Below are 16,727 nucleotides of genomic sequence, written 5' to 3' on the forward strand. Positions count from 1 at the left end.
ATTGGAGAGACCGTTCAGAGCTTGATTCGTTGTCACCATGTAACCAGCTCGCCCGATACCGCGGATAGCGTCAATTCAGTGCCGCGAACCCAGGCGAATCCCGAACCCCTCCCTCAGCGCGATGACGCCGAACGCTGCGAAAGCGTCGAGTCCGGACGGCGGTGCGTACTGCCAGAGGCCCATCGGAGCCCACACGTCTACCCACCGGTAGAGGTGAAACCGGCCGAATCCCTGGCATGACCCGCCGCGCCCAGGCACGACCTGGGCGCGGACTTCCTAGACGGCCACCGCGACCTTGTCCTGAGCTTCGGCCAGGACCGCGGGGCCCACTTCGACGTACCCGTCCACCATCCGCACGGCGTACACGGGCACCGACGTGCCCTCCTCGTCCAGGCAGCGGCCCGACACGAGCGAGAACACCTGCTTGTGCAGCGGCGAGGCCACGGTCGGCTCGCCCTTCCTGGTGCCCACGATGCCGCGCGAGAGCACGTACGCCCCGCTGAACGGGTCCAGGTTGCCCAGCGCGTGCACCCCGCCGTCGTACGTGCGGAACAGGGCCACCTGCTCACCCTCGACCAGGGCGCAGACCCCGCGCTCGGCGGGCAGGGCGTCGTAGGCGCAGATCCTCGTCCAGCTCATCGGGCCATCACCGGCTTGATCTGGCCGCGCTCGTTGCCGAACACGATCGACGGGTCGGGGACTCCGGGGGCGTTGACGAAGCTCACGAACCTGCTCAGCTTCTCGGGGTCGTCCAAGGTGGCCTGCCATTCGTCGGCGTACGTGGCGGTGTGGTGCTCCATCTGCGCGTCCAGGTCGGCGCAGATGCCGAGCGAGTCTTCCATGATCACCTCACGGAGATAGTCGAGCCCGCCGTCGAGCCCCTCCAGCCAGGCGGCGGTGCGTTGCAGCCGGTCGGCGGTGCGGATGTAGAACATCAGGAACCGGTCGATGGTCCTGATCAGCTCGTCGGTGCTCAGGTCCTTGGCCAGCAGGTCGGCGTGGCGGGGCTTGAAGCCGCCGTTGCCGCCGACGTACAGGTTCCAGCCCTGCTCGGTGGCGATGATGCCGAAGTCCTTCGAGCGGGCCTCAGCGCACTCGCGGGCGCAGCCGGAGACGGCGGACTTGAGCTTGTGCGGCGAGCGCAGGCCCCGGTAGCGCAGCTCCAGCGCGATCGCCATGCCCACCGAGTCCTGGACGCCGTAGCGGCACCAGGTCGAGCCCACGCAGGACTTGACCGTGCGCAGCGCCTTGCCGTACGCGTGCCCGGACTCGAACCCGGCGTCCACCAGCCGCCGCCAGATCTCCGGCAGTTGCTCGACCCGGGCGCCGAACAGGTCGATGCGCTGCCCGCCGGTGATCTTCGTGTAGAGGCCGAAGTCGCGGGCCACCTCGCCGATCACGATGAGCTTGTCGGGCGTGATCTCCCCGCCGGGGATGCGCGGGACGACCGAGTAGGTGCCGTTCTTCTGGATGTTGGCCAGGAAGGCGTCGTTGGTGTCCTGCAGGGTGCCGCGCTCGCCCTCCAGCACGTGCCCGTTGTGCAGGGAGGCCAGGATCGAGGCCACGGCCGGCTTGCAGATGTCGCAGCCCCGGCCCTGCCCGTGCTGGGAGATGAGCTCGGAGAAGGTGGTGATGCCGCGTACCCGGGCGATGTCGAACAGCTCGGCCCGCGAGTACGTGAAGTGCTCGCACAGCGACTTGCTGACCTCGACGCCCGACTTCTCCAGGAGCTGCTTGAGCATCGGCACGCAACTGCCGCAGGTGGTGCCGGCCCGCGTGCACGCCTTGATCCCGGGCACGTCGGTGACGCCCTTGTCGGCAATGGCCGTACGGACGTCGCCCGCGCACACGTTGTTGCACGAGCACACCTGCGCCTCATCCGGCAGGTCGAGGCTGGCACCCGCGCCGCTGAACAGCAGGTCCGACGGCGAGGCGGGCAGCTCCTTGCCCACGAAGGGCCGCAGCGAGGTGTACGGCGAGGCGTCGCCCACGCAGATGCCGCCGAGCAGCGTCCGCGCGTCGTCGCTGATGAACAGCCGCTTGTAGACGCCGCCCACCGGGTCCATGTAGGTGACGTCCAGCGCCCCCTCCATCGCCCCGAACTGCGCCACCTCGACGCCCAGCAGCTTGAGCTTGGTGGACATGTCGGCGCCGTCGAACGTCGAGGCGCCGCCGGTGATCCGGTCGGCGGCCACCTCGGCCATCGTGTTGCACGGCCCGACCAGCCCGTAGACCATGCCGCCGGCCAGCGCGCACTCACCGACCGCGTAGATCGACGGGTCGGAGGTGCGCATCCCCGCGTCGACGACGATGCCGCCGCGCGCGCCGACCTCCAGGCCGGACGCCCTGGCCAGCTCGTCGCGCGGCCTGATGCCCGCCGAGAACACCACGACCTGGGCCTCGACGAGCGTGCCGTCCGGCTTGCGCAGCCCGGTGACCTGCCCGTCGGTGGTGACGATCTCCTGGACGCCCGCGCCGGCGTGCACGCTCAGCCCGAGCCCCTCGATGTGCGACTTCAGCACCGAGCCGCCGCCCTCGTCCACCTGGCGGGGCATCAGCCAGGGGCTCATCTCGACGATGTGCGCCTTCAGCCCGAGCGCCCGCAGCGCGTCGGCGGCCTCCAGGCCGAGCAGCCCGCCGCCGACCACGACGCCCTCCACGGCGTCCTTGGCGGCCACCCTGATCGCGTCGAGGTCGTCGATCGTGCGGTAGACGAAGGCGTGCTCGGCGCCGGGGACCGGCGGCACGAACGGCGCGGAGCCGGTGGCCAGCACGAGCACGTCGTAGGGCTCGGTGCCGCCGTCGGCCAGCGTGACCAGGCGGGCGTCCCGGTCGATGCCGGTGACCCGGGTGTTCAGCCTGGTGACGATCCCGGCGGGCACCTCGTAGGTGAGGTCCTCCGCGGTGGTGCCGTTCAGGTAGGAGGTCAGGGCCACCCGGTCATAGGCGGGCCGCGACTCTTCCCCGATCACGGTCACGGTGCCGCCGAAACCCTTGTTCGCGAGGGTCTCGACGAGCCGGTGAGCCGTCGGACCGTACCCAACGACGACGATCCTGTTCATACGGAGATCCCTTCCTGCTCGCACAGCCAGCCGACGATGCCCTCTACGGCATCGCGGCAGGTACCGCATCCGGTCGTGGCCCTGGTCGCGGCCGCCACTCCGGCCACGTCCCGCGCCCCGGCCTCCCAGCACGCCCTGATCTGGCCCTTGGTCACGTTGTTGCACTGGCAGATCTTGGCCGCGTCGGGGATCAGCGTCGGGCTGTCGGCCACGGGAGCCGACGACAGCCCGGGGAACAGCAGCCCGGCGCGGTCGCCCGGGAGCGGCCCGCCACGGTCGAAGAGCTGGGTGAGCGTGCCGACGGCGTCGCTCTCGCCCAGCAGGATCGCGCCGACCAGCCGGCCGTCGCGGATGACGAGCTTGCGATAGGTGCCGCGGGCCCGGTGGCTGAAGCGGACCACCTCGGCGTGCTCCTCGCCGAGCTGGGTCTCGCCCATGGCGGCCAGCTCGACGCTCTTGGCCTTGAGCCGGGTGACCAGCCGGGAGCCCCGGTAGAGGGCCTTGCCGCCGGTGATCACGTCGGCGGCCACGGTGGCCTGCTCCCAGGCGGGGGCGACGAGGCCGTACACGGTGCCGGCGTGCTCGGCGCACTCGCCGATGGCGAAGATCGACGGGTCGTCGGTGCGCAGCTCGTCGTCCACGACGACGCCGCGCCGCACCTCCAGGCCCGCCTCGGCGGCGAGCTTCGTCACGGGTCGGACGCCGCAGGCGAGGATGACGAGGTCGCCCTCGATCAGCTCGCCGTCGGTGAGCCGGACGCCGTCCGCCTCGACGCCGGCGGCGCTGACGCCGGTGCGGATGTCCACGCCGAGCCCGGCCAGCGTCTCGCCGAGCACCTCGCCGGCCTCGACGTCGAGCTGGCGTTCCATCAGGTGCCCGGCCAGGTGCACGAGCGTCACGGGCAGGCCGCGCCCGGCCAGGCCGCGGGCGGCCTCGATGCCGAGCAGGCCGCCGCCGATGACGACGGCCCGCTGACCGGCCGCGTGGGCCTGGTCGGCGGAGTCCATGATGCGCTCGCAGTCGTCCAGCGTGCGGAACGGGATCGCCCGCTCCACGCCGGGGATCGGTGGCACGATGGCGTCGCTGCCGGTGGCCAGGACCAGCAGGTCGTACGGCTCGCGCCGCCCGTCCTCGGTCACGACGTGCCGGGTCTCCCTGTCGATGTGGGCCACCGTGCTGCCGAAGGCGGCCGTCACGTCGTGCGACTCGTACCAGGAGGCGTCGAGCAGCCGCACCTGTTCGGGCCGTGAGCTGCCGGCCAGCACGTTGGACAGCAGCACCCGGTTGTACGGCTGGCACGTCTCCGCGCCGAGAATCGTGATCTTCATGTGCGGGTCACGGGTGCGCACCTCGCTGACCAGCCGCGACCCGGCCATCCCGTTGCCCACGACGACGAGCCTCATGAGTCCCTCTCCACCCTGACCGCGCAGATCTTGAACTCCGGCATCCTCGACGTCGGGTCGAGTGCCGGGTTGGTGAGCCGGTTGGCGCCCTCCCAGTGGAAGGGCATGAAAACGGTGTCGCGCCTGATGGCGTCGCTGATCCTGGCCACGGCCTTGCTCTCGCCCCTTCTGCTGCTGACCCGCACGACGTCCCCGGGCGCGATGTCGAGCTGCTCGGCCAGATCCGGGTGCAGCTCGACGAACGGTTCCGGGGCCGCCTGGACGAGCGCGGCGATCCTGCGGGTCTGGGCTCCGCTCTGGTAGTGGGCGAGCACCCTGCCGGTGCTCAGGTAGACGGGGTAGTCGGCGTCGATCTCCTCGGCCGGGGGCCGGTGCTGGACGGGGACGAACCTGGCCCGTCCGTCCGGGGTGGCGAAGGAGTCGAGGAACGGGCGCGGCGTGCCCGGGTGCTCTGTCGAAGGGCAGGGCCAGAACACGCCGGTCTCGTCCGCGATGCGCTCGTAGGTGATGCCGGAGTAGTCGGCCGGGCCGCCCTGGCTGGCGCGGCGCAGCTCGTCGAAGACCCTGACCGGCTCGGTCTCGAAGTGGTGCCCGAGCCGCTCGCTCAGCGCGGCGATGACGTCGAGGTCGCTCCTGACGCCCTCGGGCGGCGCGACGGCCCGGCGGCGCAGCAGGACGCGGCCCTCCAGGTTCGTCATGGTGCCGCTCTCCTCGGCCCACTGGGTCACCGGGAAGACCACGTCGGCCAGCGCCGCAGTCTCCGACATGACGAAGTCGCAGGTCACGAGCAGGTCGAGGGCGGCGATGCGCTCGGCCACGTGCTCGGCGGCGGGGGCGGAGATGATCGGGTTGGACCCGAACAGCATCAGCGCCCGCGGGCCGCCGGGGGTGCCGAGGGCGTCGAGCAGCTCGTACGCCGACCGTCCAGGGCCGGGAATGTCCGCGGCCGGCACGCCCCACACCCCGGCCACGTGCTCGCGGGCCGCCGGGTCGTCGATCTTGCGGTAGCCGGGGAGCTGGTCGGCCTTCTGGCCGTGCTCCCTGCCGCCCTGGCCGTTGCCCTGACCGGTCACGCAGCCGTACCCGGAGCCGTGCACGCCGGGCAGGCCGAGCGCCAGAGCCAGGTTGATGAACGCGCTCACGGTGTCGGTGCCCTTGGAATGCTGCTCGGCGCCGCGCCCGGTCAGGATGTACGCCTTGCCCACCGCCGCCAGCGCCCTGACCGCCTGCCGCATCTGGTGCACGGGCACCCCGGTGATGCGCTCGACCCGCTCGGGCCACCAGGAGGCCAGCGAGGTGCGTACCTCGTCGAACCCGGTGGTCCTGGCGGCGACGTACGCCTCGTCGACCAGTTCGTCGGCGATGGCCAGGTGCAGCATCCCGAGCGCCAGAGCCAGGTCGGTGCCGGGCGTGGGCTGCAGGTGCAGCCAGGCCAGCTTGGCCGTCTGGGTGCGGCGGGGGTCGATGACGATCATGCGCGGGCCCGTCAGGTGGCGCACGAACGGGGGCATGGTCTCGGCGACGTTCCCGCCGGCCAGCAGGACGACGTCGGCGTCGGCCAGGTCGGTGATCGGGAACGGCATCCCCCGGTCCATGCCGAACGCCTTGAGCGAGGCGGCGGCGGCCGAGGACATGCAGAAGCGGCCGTTGTAGTCGATCTGGCTGGTGCCGAGGGCGACCCGGGCGAACTTGCCGAGCGAGTACGCCTTCTCGTTGGTCAGCCCGCCCCCGCCGAACACGGCCACGGCGTCGGGGCCGTGTTCGGAGCGGATGGCCGACAGCCGGGACGCCACGTAGTCGAGTGCGACGTCCCATTCCACGGGCTCGCCGTGCAGGAGGGGGGAGGTCAGGCGCTCGCCGTTGGTGAGCAGCTCGCCCGCCGTCCATCCCTTCTGGCACAGCGCCCCCGAGGCGTTGGCCGGAATGTCGGTCCTGGGGGTGATGGTCAGCCCCGGGCCGATCTCCATGCCGCACTGCAGGGCGCAGTACGGGCAGTGGGTCTTCGTCGCCGTCATGTCAGACCCTGGCGTACGCGAGGCTCGCGACGACCTTGACGCCGACCGTCCGGGTGTAGCACCACCAGGTCAGGGCGAAGCAGGCCACGTAGAAGACCGCGAAGGCGAGGAAGGCGGGGGCGGGGGTGCCGGCGGCGGCGAACGCCATGCCGAACGCCCGGTTGATGAGGAACCCGCCGAGCGCGCCGACCGCCGAGATGATGCCGATGGCGGCGGCGGCCTGGCGCTTGCCGTACAGCAGGGCCTCCTCGCCCTCGCCGCGCTCGGCGACGGCCTTGGCCTGGAAGATGGCGGGGATCATCCGGTACGTCGAGCCGTTGCCGATGCCCGCGGTGAGGAAGAGCAGCTGGAAGGCGAGGAAGAAGAGCCAGAAGTTGCCCGAGGAGCTGGCCGTCCAGACCAGCAGCACGCCGCCGCCCATCGCGGCGAAGTTCCACAGCGTGACGGGCGCGCCGCCGAGCTTGTCGGCCAGCCAGCCGCCCACCGGCCTGATCGCCGATCCGAGCAGCGGCCCGACGAAGGCCACCACGGCGAACGGGGCCTCGGGGAACAGGCTCTTGCTCAGCAGCGGGAAGGCGGTGGAGTAGCCGATGAACGAGCCGAAGGTGCCGATGTACAGGAACGACATGATCCAGGTCTGGGCCCGGCCCGCGACGGCGAGCTGCTCGCGCGGGTTCGCCTTGGCGCTGGTGAGGTTGTCCATGAAGAACCAGGCGCAGGCGCCGGCCACGATGATGAACGGGATCCAGAACCAGCCGGCGGCGGCCAGCCCGAGCGAGCCGATCACCAGCGGCATGACGAGCTGGACCGAGCTGACGCCGATGTTGCCGCCGGCGGCGTTCAGCCCGAGCGCGACCCCCTGCTTGCTGCGGGGGTAGAAGTAGGTGATGTTGGCCATGCTGGAGGCGAAGTTCCCGCCGCCGACCCCGGCCAGGGCCGCGATCACCAGGAAGAGCCAGTAGGGCGTGGCCGGATTGCTCACCGCCACCCCGAGCAGCACGGCGGGGATGAGCAGCAGCAGCGCGCTGACCACGGTGAAATTCCGTCCGCCGAACTTGGCCGGCCCGAACGTGTAGGGCACCCGCAGCACCGAGCCGATCAGGTTCGGCAGCGCCACCAGCCAGAACAACTGGTCGGTGGTGAACTCGTAGGCCCCCATCTTGGTGGCCACGATGCTCCACAACGTCCACACGGTGAATCCGAGATGCTCGGCCACGATCGAGAAGATCAGGTTGCGTCGTGCCACGCGCTTGCCTGAGTTCTCCCAGAAGGCTGGGTCATCTGGGTGCCATTCGGCGATCCAGCGCGCCATCGACCTCTCCTACACTCGGCGTCCGGGATCTCCAAGGTAGGAAGCGCTCGTTACGCACACTGACCGTGCGTGTCCGTGCGTTCGTTACGGGTGATTCACCTCGGTAACACGCCACGCACAAGTGTCACGCTCGAAACACGCCCGTAATGATCGGTTACGTGCCCCTGGCTGGGGTAACAGCACTCACAGCGAGGGGGGAAGCATGATCAAGAAGCTGCATCAGATGGGAATCCGGTCGAGCCACATGTACACCGCGGGGGTGGTGTCCATCGGGCTGTCCTGCGGAAGCTGGTTCCTGTCGAAGAACACGGAGGCGTCCGGCCTGGACCGGGCCGACCGTTGGGGGATCTTCATCGGGGAGTGGGCGCCCACGTTCATCGCGCTCGGGGTCGCACTCCGGATGGAAGAGACCCATCGGGATCTGGACGAGCCGGAGATGGGAATGTACGAACAGTCGGAGGGCATGCGCAGCCGGTCACACGCCGGCGTATGACGGATACGTCACGCGGGTCACGTCACTGTGCGTGACCCGCGTGCCGCGTGTTCAGGCTCAGTCGCGCCGGGCGGCCAGGCGCCGCAGCGGGTCGTCGGTCAGCCGGTACTTCAGCCACTCGTCCTGGCGCACGGCGCCGAGCTTGTCGTAGAAGCCGATGCTGGGCTCGTTCCAGTCGAGGACCGCCCACTCCAGCCGCTGGTATCCGCGCTCGGCGCAGATGCCGGCCAGCTCCCGCATCAGGGCCAGGCCGTGGCCGCCGCCCCGGTGCTGCGGGCGGACGTACAGGTCCTCCATGTAGACGCCGTGCACGCCGCGCCACGTCGAGAACGTCAGGAACCACAGCGTGAAGCCGGCCACCTCGCCGTCGTGCTCGGCGATGTGCGCGAAGGCGGCCGGATGGTCGCGGAAGAGCGTGTCACGCAGTTGCTCCTCCGTCACACGCACCTCGTGCTCGGCCTTCTCATAGATGGCGAGCTCGCGGATCATGCTGATGATCTCTGGCACGTCGGCGGGTGTCGCAGGACGAATCATGCCAATCAGCGTACGGGCGGTTGAACCCTTAACAACATGCCGTACGTCTATACCTAGAACGGTATTCGGGGAACCGTTCGGACGCTCAATCTTCATGACCGGCAGGGGGGAGCTGAGATATGAGCGTTGTCCAGGGGTTGCGGGAGCTCCCGCCCTCGTGTTCGGACCTCAAACTGGCCCTCTTATTGGGCGAACGCGCGCTGTACGTGAACGGAGACCTGCAGACCGCGCGGCGCTGGTACGACACCGCCTACCGCCAGGCGGAGTCGTGCGGCGATCCGCCGGCGCTGGCCAGGGCCGCGCTGGGGCTCAGCGGGATCTGGGTCCAGGAGCAGCGGACCAGCGCGGAGTCGGAGATGGTACGCGCCCGCCAGCGGCACGCGCTGTCACTCATCGATCCCTGCTCCTCGATCGCGCTGCGGCTGCGCACGCGGATGCGCGGCGAGCAGGACTACCGGGGCGGCGAGCACGCGGGCACCCTGCGGCTGCTGGCCCAGGCCAGGGGCTCGGGTGACGGGCTCGCGCTGGCCGAGGCGCTGAGCCTGGCGCACCACTGCCTGCTCGGCCCGGAGCACGGGGCGCTCCGGCTGGAGCTGGCCGGCGAGCTGATCGGCCACGCGGCCATCACCGAGCGCCGGGGCGATCTGCTCATGGGCCTGCTGTGGCGGACGGTGGACCTCTACCTGGCCGCCGACCCGCACGCCGAGCGCTGCCTGGCGGAGCTGCGCCGCCTGCTGGACGAGCACGCCCACCTGGCGATCGGGTACGTGGTCAGCGCCATCGACGTCATGCTGACCATCCGCTCGGGCCGCTTCGACGAGGCCGAGGCCCAGGCCGGCGCGTGCTTCGAGCGCGGCGTCGCGGCCGGCGACCTGGACGCCACCGGCTGGTACGGCGGCCACCTCGGCGCCATCCTCTGGTACAAGGGCCGCGCCGGTGAGCTGGTGCCCGCGCTGACGGACCTGGTCAGCTCCCCCACGCTCAGCCCCATCGACAACTCCTACCTGGCGGGCCTGGCCCTGGCCACGGCCGTGGCGGGCGACCGGCGGCAGGCGGCCGGTCAGCTGGCCCGGCTGCGCGGCCGGGACCTGGGCGAGCTGCCGAGTTCGAGCACGTGGCTGTTCTCGCTGTACTGCGCCGTGGAGACGGCCCACCTGCTCCAGGACGCCGACACGGCCGTCCAGGCGTACGCGCTGCTGTCGCCGTACGCGCGGCTGCCGGTGATCGGCAGCCTCGGCGTGGTGTGCTTCGGCTCGGTGTGCCACTCGCTGGGCATGGCCGCGCTCACCATGGGCGACCTCGACCTGGCCGTCGAGCACCTGCGCACCGCCGTGCACGACAACCTGGCGCTGGGCCACTGGCCGGCCGCCACGCTGTCCCGCTGCCGGCTGGGGCAGGCGCTGGCGCTGCGCGACGGCACCCACGACCAGGACGCGCTACGGGAGCAGTCCCTGGCCGCACACGAGGCCAGGGAGCTGGGGATGGTGCTGCCGGACGGCCCCGGGGCCACGGCCGAGGTCCCGGCCGGGCGGGCCGCCGCGGCGCAGGGTCCCTGCCGGATCCGCCGGCACGGGCGGCACTGGCAGGTGGAGCTGGGCGGGCGGGTGGTGCTGGTCGAGCACAGTGTCGGCATGGCGCACCTGGCCACGCTGGTCGCCAACCCCGGCAGGGAGATCCTGGCCGCCGACCTGGCCGCCGACCTCGCGGCCGGGACGAAGGGGCCCCGGGAGGGCGAGTCGGCCCAGCCGGTCCTCGACGACCTGGCCAGGGACACCTACCGGCAGCGGCTGAACCACCTACAGGCCGAGATCGACGAACTGGAGTCGATGAACGACCTGGAACGGGCGGCGGCACTGCGGCTGGAACGCGAGTGGCTGGTGGCGGAACTGGCGGCGGCGACGGGCATCGGCGGCCGGGCGCGGCCGTTCACGGGGAGCGAGGAACGCGCCAGGATCGCCGTCGGCAAGGCCATCCGCAGGGCGCTGACCAGGGTCTCGGCGGTGGACCAGACGATCGGTGAGGAGCTGCGCGCGACGGTGCAGATGGGGGTGCGCTGCTGTTACCGGCCCCGGTTAGCCCGGTAACCCCCGATGGAACGGAATGTCACGCCTTTAAAGGGAGGGGCCCGGTTCCAGCATTCACTGGGGGAAGAATCCATGCGTCATCCGCAAAGGCTCAACGTACCGATCCATCTTGATCGCGACCTGCCGGATCCGCTGCACGACCAGCTCGCCGCCCAGCTCCGGCAGGCCATCATCCGGGGCCAGCTCGCCGCCCTTACCCGGATGCCGTCCACCCGTACCCTGGCCGACGTGCTGGGGATCTCGCGCGGTGTCGCGCTGGCGGCGTACGAGACGCTGCTGGCCGAGGGGTACATCTCCGGCCGGCACGGCTCCGGCACGTACGTGTCGGTCCCGAAGGGCGAGTCACTCGCCAGGACCGCGCCCGAACCGGCGGCCGATCAGCGGCCCCGCCAGCGGTTCACTCAGCGGCCCGGTCAGCCGGTGCCGACCACGGGGCCGCTCATCGACATGCGCCAGGACCGGCCGACCGGGCAGGCGTTCCCGCTGGCCGCGTGGCGGGCGGCCTGGCGCAGGGCCGGTCACCGGCCGCCGCTCGACGAGCCGCCCGCGGCCGGGCTGCCCGAGCTGCGCGCGGCCATCGCCGCCTACCTGCGCGAGTCGCGCGGGCTCGTGCTGAACGGCCACGAGGTGGTCGTCACGGCCGGCTACGGCGACGCCCTGGAGCTGATCCTGCGCGCGCAGGGCGGCCCGCCGCCGGTCATCGCCCTGGAGGATCCCGCGGCGCCGGGGCTGCGGACGCTGCTCGGCCGGCTCGGGACCGTGGTGCCGCTGCCCGTCGACCGTTCGGGGGCGCGCCCGGATCTGATTCCGGAGTCCTGTGACGTCGTGGCGGTGTTGCCGGAGCGGGGCAACCCGCTCGGCGCGCGGATGCCGGTCGAGCGCCGCCTGGCCCTGGCCGCGTGGGCGCGCGAGAGCGGCGGACTGGTGCTCGAACCGGCCTTCGACGGCCTGTTCAACACCGCTCTCAGCCCGCGTCCGAGCGTCCTGGCCATGGGGGACGTCCGGTCCACGGCGATGGTGGGCTCGTTCTGCGACCTGCTGACGCCGACGCTGCGGCTGTCGTTCGCGGTGGTGCCGCGGCGGCTGGCGCGGGCGGTCGAGGAGGGCCTGTCCGGCGGGCACGGGCAGCCGTCGTTCACCTGCCAGCTCGCGGTGGCGGACCTGCTCGGGTCGGGCACCGTGGCCAGGCGGGCGGAGCGGCTGGCGCTCCTGTACGACGCCAAGCGGGCGCTCGTCCGCCAGGCGCTGGGCGCGTACCCGGACATCCGGCTGCTCGGCGCGGACACCGGCGCGGCGGCCACCCTGCTGCTGCCGTCGTCGGTCCGGGCCGAGTCGGTCGTGGGCCGGCTGCGGACGCGGCGGGTGCAGGTTGCGGAGCTGAGCGCGTACCACCACCCGCGCGGCGTGCCCGGCAACGGGATCGTCTTCAGCTACGGCCACCTGGACGCGATCACGCTGCGCAGGGCGCTGCACGCGATGGCGCGCACGCTCGACGACCACCGTCTGAGCCGCCGCACAGCGGCCTGACCCATGGGGATAGTGGCGAGATCGCCGCCTGAGGCGCACCTTTTCATGAGATCGAAAGGAGCTCTCATGAACACGTTCATCGCGCTGCTGCTGGTGGTCCCGCCCATGGGGGTGCCCGTGGGAGTGCCCGTGGGGGTGCCCGCGAGCGTCCCCTCCGGCGTTCCCGACGTGGACGCGGTGCAGGTGTGGAACGAACAAGCACTGGCGGTCGTCCGTGCTGAGCGGGCCTCCGACGCCGACGCGGCCCGGACGTACGCGATGGTCAACATCGGCATGTACGACGCCGTCAACGGCATCGCCGTGGCCCGCGGCGACCGCCAGTCCAGAACGCCCGCCCTGCGCGACGCGAAGGGCGCGCCCGCGCGGGGCGACCAGCAGGCCGCGGCCCTGGCGGCGGCCCACGCGGTCCTCACCCGCCTCTACCCGCGCCAGGAGAAGAGCCTGAGTGATCGGCTGACGGCGGACCTGGCCCGGTTAGGGACGGGGCCGTGGATCACCGCCGGCCGCGCCTGGGGCGAGACCGTGGGCGGGGACGTGTACACGGCCCGGCTGGACGACGGCTCGGCGCCGGTGGAGACCCAGCCCGCGGGCTCGGGGCCGGGCGTGTTCGGGCAGGCGTGGTCGGGGGTGCAGTACCGGAACATGACCCCGTTCGGCCTCGCCGACGCCGCCCCGTACGTCGGGCAAGGCCCGCCACCGCTCGCGAGCCTCGACTACGCGGCGGCGTTCGCCGAGGTCAGGCTGCTCGGCGACGCCGGCCTCCCGGACGCGGCCAAGTCGGCCGTCTTCCAGTACTGGTCGCTGCCCACCGGCACCGCGCAGCCGCCCGGCGAGTGGATCAAGATCGGGCTCGCCGTGCCCAGGCCGCTGCCGCTGCCGGACAAGGCGCGGCTGTTCGCGCTGCTCGGCATGGCGCTGGCCGACACCTCGATCCCGACGGTCATGACCAAGTACGTCCACCGCCACTGGCGGCCCCAGGCGGCCATCCAGCAGGCGGACACGGACGGGAACGCCCAGACCGAACAGGTGCCGGGCTGGCTCGCGCGGGCGGGCAACCCGGGCGGCTCACCCGAGTACATCTCCGGCCACAGCTCCTTCAGCGGCGCGGGCGCGGCCGCCCTGGCGGGCTTCTTCTGCGCCGACCGCATCCCGTTCACGCTGGTCACCGACTCCGCGCCGGTCGATCCGGCCACCGGGCAGCCGTGGCGGCGGAGCTTCCCCGGCTTCTCCGCCGCCGCGGCCGACGCGGGGCGCTCGCGGGTGCTCGGCGGGCTGCACTTCTCCTTCAGCAACTTCGACGGGCTGGCGATGGGCGCCGACGTGGCGGCCGAGATCCTGGCCAAGCGCCTGCTGCTCAGGTCGGGTTCCACGCATCACGGAGCCTGTCCCCGCTGACCCCGGATGGAACCGGCTGGAACCGGCCACTACCCGCGCGGAATGCCCGCTCTCTGGACCTGGGCCGGGCTTCCCGGGCGGGCGCAACGTGAGGGAGGTGGCCGCGCCGACGCGGCTCGCACCCCGCCCCTCCCACCACCACCCTGGGGGCGGGGTGCGGTTTTCTCTCCCTGAGAAGGTGAACGACATGCTCATCCGCACCCTCGTCATCGCGGCGATGGGCCTGACCCTGCTTCCCGCCACCTCCGCTTCGGTGGAGGACCCGGTCTACCTCGTGGCCGGGCTGCGCGGGGCGAACGAGGTCGGCGCTCCCGGCGACCCGGACGGCCTGGCCACGGTCGCGCTCAAGATCTCCGGCGACGACGTGTCGTTCGCCATCCGCTGGGACAGGATCGACGGCCCGAAGGCCGCCCACATCCATCTCGGCGCGAGGGGCACGAACGGCGACGTCCGGCTTGACCTGCTCCAGGGGCGGCTGCCGAAGACCGCGCTGGGCGTGGCCGGCACCGCCAAGGCCGACCCGGCCCTGGTCGCCGCCCTCGTGGCGAACCCGAACGGCTTCTACGCCAACCTGCACAACGACGCGTTCGAGAGCGGCGCCGTACGCGGGCAGTTCCACCGGCTCAACCGGGCCATCGACCTGCGCGGCGTGCTGCACGGGGCCGACCAGGCCACGATCTCGTCGCGGCTGGACGGCTGGTGGCTGCGGCCCGCGTCCGCCACGTCCATGGCCTTCACCGCCACCTGGTCGGGCGTCCTGCCGCCGGTCAGCGGCCATATCGAAGGCGTTCCTTTCGGGGCCGTCGCGTCGGCGGAGCTGTTCGAGGACCCGGACGGCCTGCAGCCGAACCTGACCGGACTGGCGGGTGAGGCCCCGGTCGACAAGGCGCTGCTGAAGCGCATCGTCAACCAGCCGCAGGCGTTCGACGCCGTTCTGCGCAGCCTCGAAGGCGGCGTCGTACGGGAGCGGCTGTCCACCGTGCCGCCCAAGCACCCCCGGGCGCTGACAGCCGACGTGCTGCTCGGGGCACAGATCTACGCCTGCACCAGGCAGCCGGGCGGGAGCCTGGCGTTCACCCAGTTCGACGTCAGCGCCAAGCTGCGGCGGAGCATCGACCACAGCTTCGTCCAGCCCGTCACCGGCCCGCCGCAGTGGATCGCGCCCGACCACAGCGCCGTCCGTGGCGCGGTCGTCAGCAGGACGCCGAACGGCGACGGCAACATCCCCGAACTCGTCCTCGACGCCACCCAGGCGGGCGCGGGCGCCGGCCTGCTCGCCCACGCGACGCAGATCCTGCGCCTGAACACCAAGGGCGGCGTCGCCCCCAGTGGCACCTGCGTGGAAGGGTCGAAGGCGTCGGTGCTCTACAACGCCGACTACCTGTTCCTCGGCTAGAGTGCCCGTTCGTGAACGAAACCCTCCTTGAGGCGTACGACCGGACCCGCCGGTGGATTCCCGAACTGATCCCCGGCGGGCTCTCCTATGAGCTCGACGGGCCGCTGCTCCGGATCACCGGCATGCACCAGGGCTTCGTGGAGGGGCCGCCCGTGCTCCAGGCCGCCTACCTCGACGAGCTGATCGCCCGGCAGTGCGCCTACTTCGCGGCGCGCGGCGAGGCGTTCGAGTGGAAGACGCGCGGCCACGACCTGCCCGCCGACCTGCCTGACCGGCTCACCCGCGCCGGTTTCGTCCCCGAGACCCCGGAGACGGTGCTGGTCGGCCTGGCCAAGGACCTCGACTCCGGCTCCCCGCCCCCGGCGGGTGTGACCATCCGCCAGGTCACCGCCGACGACGACCTGCGGGCGATCGCCGCGATGGAGTCGGAGGTCTGGGGTGAAGACTGGAGCTGGGTGGCCGACGACCTGATCAGGCGGGTCGCCGACGATCCCGGCGCCATCACGATCCTGGTGGCCGAGGCCGGCGACCGGGTGGTGTCGGCGGCCTGGCTCGTGCACAAGCCGGGCACCGGCTTCGCCGGGCTGTGGGGCGGCTCGACGCTGAAGGAGTTCCGGGGCCGCGGCATCTACCGCGCCCTGGTCGCCGCGCGGGCCCGGCTGGCGGTGGCGGCGGGCGTCGTTCACCTCCAGGTGGACGCCTCGGAGGACAGCCGCCCGATCCTGCAGCGGCTCGGCCTCCAGGCGGTCACCACCACGACGCCCTACGTGTGGCGGCCCTGACCCCTGATGAAGGCGTTGACGACCAGCGGCAGTGAGGCGTCCATCCCGGCGACGTTGAGCACCCGTTCGTCCTCAGGATCCTTGATGGAATATCCGGCGGCCGTCAACGACACGACCACGACGTCCGCCTGGGGGCTGACCGCCTCGCGGTAGTGGCCGAGCGCCTGCGCCGGATGCGTGTCACCGGCCCAGGTCTCGTTGTCCGTCAGGACGACGACGCCGTCGGCGTACAGCCCCTCGCTCTGGGCCCACGTGAACGGCACCGCCGCCTGCCGGTCGGCTCGACGTGGCCGAACGAGCGCTCGTACGCCTCCTCCAGCGCGTCCTTGACGGCCGGGAGCGGCCGCCACCGCTGTCCCCTGGCCCGTCCCGAGCCGTACACGCGCAGCGCGAGGAACACCTCCATCGGATGGATCCGCGCGCCGGCGTTCTGCCGGGTGAGCCCGCCCGCGCGTGGGCCGAGGATGAGGAAGTCCTCCAGCCTGGTCCACAGGTCCTTGGCGAAGACGTCACCGCCCGCCGCGTTGCGCGCCCGGACCATGGAGTTCTCCTTCGCGGCGGACAAAAGGGGGCGCGGATGTGGGGTCGCCCGCCGGGATCTTGTTGCTCTGCCAACTGAGCTACGCCCGGCCACAGCCGCACGGCGGGACTCGAACCCGCGACTCACATAACCGACGGACTTCGACCCGCGCCCCCTCGCGAACTGTACTGAAAGGCCGTCCGG

At 71.8% G+C, this 16,727-nt stretch carries 14 protein-coding genes; 6 read left to right on the forward strand and 8 right to left on the reverse strand.

What is annotated here, in order from left to right; translation table 11 throughout:
- Positions 1 to 276: 276 nt before the first annotated feature.
- Genes nirD through C4V41_RS10195 form a run of 5 tightly spaced genes read right to left on the reverse strand, consistent with a single transcriptional unit; the run spans position 277 to position 7,792 of the window.
- Entirely contained in the window at positions 277 to 639 is a 363-nt protein-coding gene (gene nirD / locus C4V41_RS10175) for a nitrite reductase small subunit NirD (protein ID WP_103955494.1), read from the reverse strand.
- Positions 636 to 3,062: a nitrite reductase large subunit NirB gene (gene nirB, locus C4V41_RS10180; protein WP_103955495.1), complete on the reverse strand. Its 2,427-nt coding sequence runs from the start codon at positions 3,060 to 3,062 to the stop codon at positions 636 to 638. The genes nirD and nirB overlap by 4 nt, the downstream gene beginning before the upstream one ends.
- A complete protein-coding gene (locus C4V41_RS10185) occupies positions 3,059 to 4,465 on the reverse strand; it encodes an FAD-dependent oxidoreductase (protein ID WP_103955496.1) in 1,407 nt (468 codons plus the stop codon). The genes nirB and C4V41_RS10185 overlap by 4 nt, the downstream gene beginning before the upstream one ends.
- A complete protein-coding gene (locus tag C4V41_RS10190; protein WP_103955497.1) occupies positions 4,462 to 6,480 on the reverse strand; it encodes a molybdopterin oxidoreductase family protein in 2,019 nt (672 codons plus the stop codon). The genes C4V41_RS10185 and C4V41_RS10190 overlap by 4 nt, the downstream gene beginning before the upstream one ends.
- Position 6,481: 1 nt before the next feature.
- The gene (locus C4V41_RS10195; RefSeq protein WP_103955498.1) at positions 6,482 to 7,792 is read right to left on the reverse strand and encodes an MFS transporter; all 1,311 of its coding nucleotides are present in this window, start codon (positions 7,790 to 7,792) and stop codon (positions 6,482 to 6,484) included.
- A 202-nt stretch (positions 7,793 to 7,994) separates the two neighbouring features.
- Here C4V41_RS10195 and C4V41_RS10200 point away from each other — a divergent pair, with 202 nt between their 5' ends.
- Positions 7,995 to 8,285 (forward strand): hypothetical protein, encoded by a 291-nt coding sequence (locus C4V41_RS10200; RefSeq protein ID WP_103955499.1) that lies wholly within the window; start codon positions 7,995 to 7,997, stop codon positions 8,283 to 8,285.
- 57 nt (positions 8,286 to 8,342) lie between these two features.
- On the opposite strand, the gene C4V41_RS10205 is transcribed toward C4V41_RS10200, so the two are convergent.
- Positions 8,343 to 8,819, reverse strand: coding sequence for a GNAT family N-acetyltransferase (locus C4V41_RS10205; protein ID WP_103955500.1), 477 nt, complete (start codon positions 8,817 to 8,819; stop codon positions 8,343 to 8,345).
- A gap of 119 nt (positions 8,820 to 8,938) precedes the next feature.
- Here C4V41_RS10205 and C4V41_RS10210 point away from each other — a divergent pair, with 119 nt between their 5' ends.
- The 5 genes from C4V41_RS10210 (at position 8,939) to C4V41_RS10230 (ending at position 16,003) form a co-directional block, all read left to right on the forward strand.
- Positions 8,939 to 10,903, forward strand: a complete 1,965-nt coding sequence (locus C4V41_RS10210) for a hypothetical protein (protein ID WP_103955501.1) — start codon at positions 8,939 to 8,941, stop codon at positions 10,901 to 10,903.
- Positions 10,904 to 10,975: 72 nt separating this feature from the next.
- Entirely contained in the window at positions 10,976 to 12,430 is a 1,455-nt protein-coding gene (locus C4V41_RS10215; RefSeq protein WP_160150233.1) for an aminotransferase-like domain-containing protein, read from the forward strand.
- A gap of 66 nt (positions 12,431 to 12,496) precedes the next feature.
- Positions 12,497 to 13,825, forward strand: coding sequence for a vanadium-dependent haloperoxidase (locus C4V41_RS10220; RefSeq protein WP_200823858.1), 1,329 nt, complete (start codon positions 12,497 to 12,499; stop codon positions 13,823 to 13,825).
- A 187-nt stretch (positions 13,826 to 14,012) separates the two neighbouring features.
- Positions 14,013 to 15,221, forward strand: coding sequence for a CHRD domain-containing protein (locus tag C4V41_RS10225; RefSeq protein ID WP_146103609.1), 1,209 nt, complete (start codon positions 14,013 to 14,015; stop codon positions 15,219 to 15,221).
- An 11-nt stretch (positions 15,222 to 15,232) separates the two neighbouring features.
- The gene (locus tag C4V41_RS10230) at positions 15,233 to 16,003 is read left to right on the forward strand and encodes a GNAT family N-acetyltransferase (RefSeq protein WP_103955504.1); all 771 of its coding nucleotides are present in this window, start codon (positions 15,233 to 15,235) and stop codon (positions 16,001 to 16,003) included.
- Here C4V41_RS10230 and C4V41_RS10235 read toward each other — a convergent pair.
- Entirely contained in the window at positions 15,985 to 16,266 is a 282-nt protein-coding gene (locus tag C4V41_RS10235; protein WP_103955505.1) for a hypothetical protein, read from the reverse strand. The two genes, C4V41_RS10230 and C4V41_RS10235, sit on opposite strands and share 19 nt — an antisense overlap.
- Positions 16,209 to 16,544 carry a TROVE domain-containing protein gene (locus tag C4V41_RS10240; protein WP_103955506.1) on the reverse strand — a complete coding sequence of 112 codons (336 nt, stop codon included), beginning with the start codon at positions 16,542 to 16,544 and terminating at the stop codon, positions 16,209 to 16,211. The genes C4V41_RS10235 and C4V41_RS10240 overlap by 58 nt, the downstream gene beginning before the upstream one ends.
- Positions 16,545 to 16,727: the final 183 nt, after the last annotated feature.

Origin of the sequence: Nonomuraea solani (assembly GCF_900108335.1) — a bacterium.
Taxonomy (GTDB): Bacteria; Actinomycetota; Actinomycetes; order Streptosporangiales; family Streptosporangiaceae; genus Nonomuraea; species Nonomuraea solani.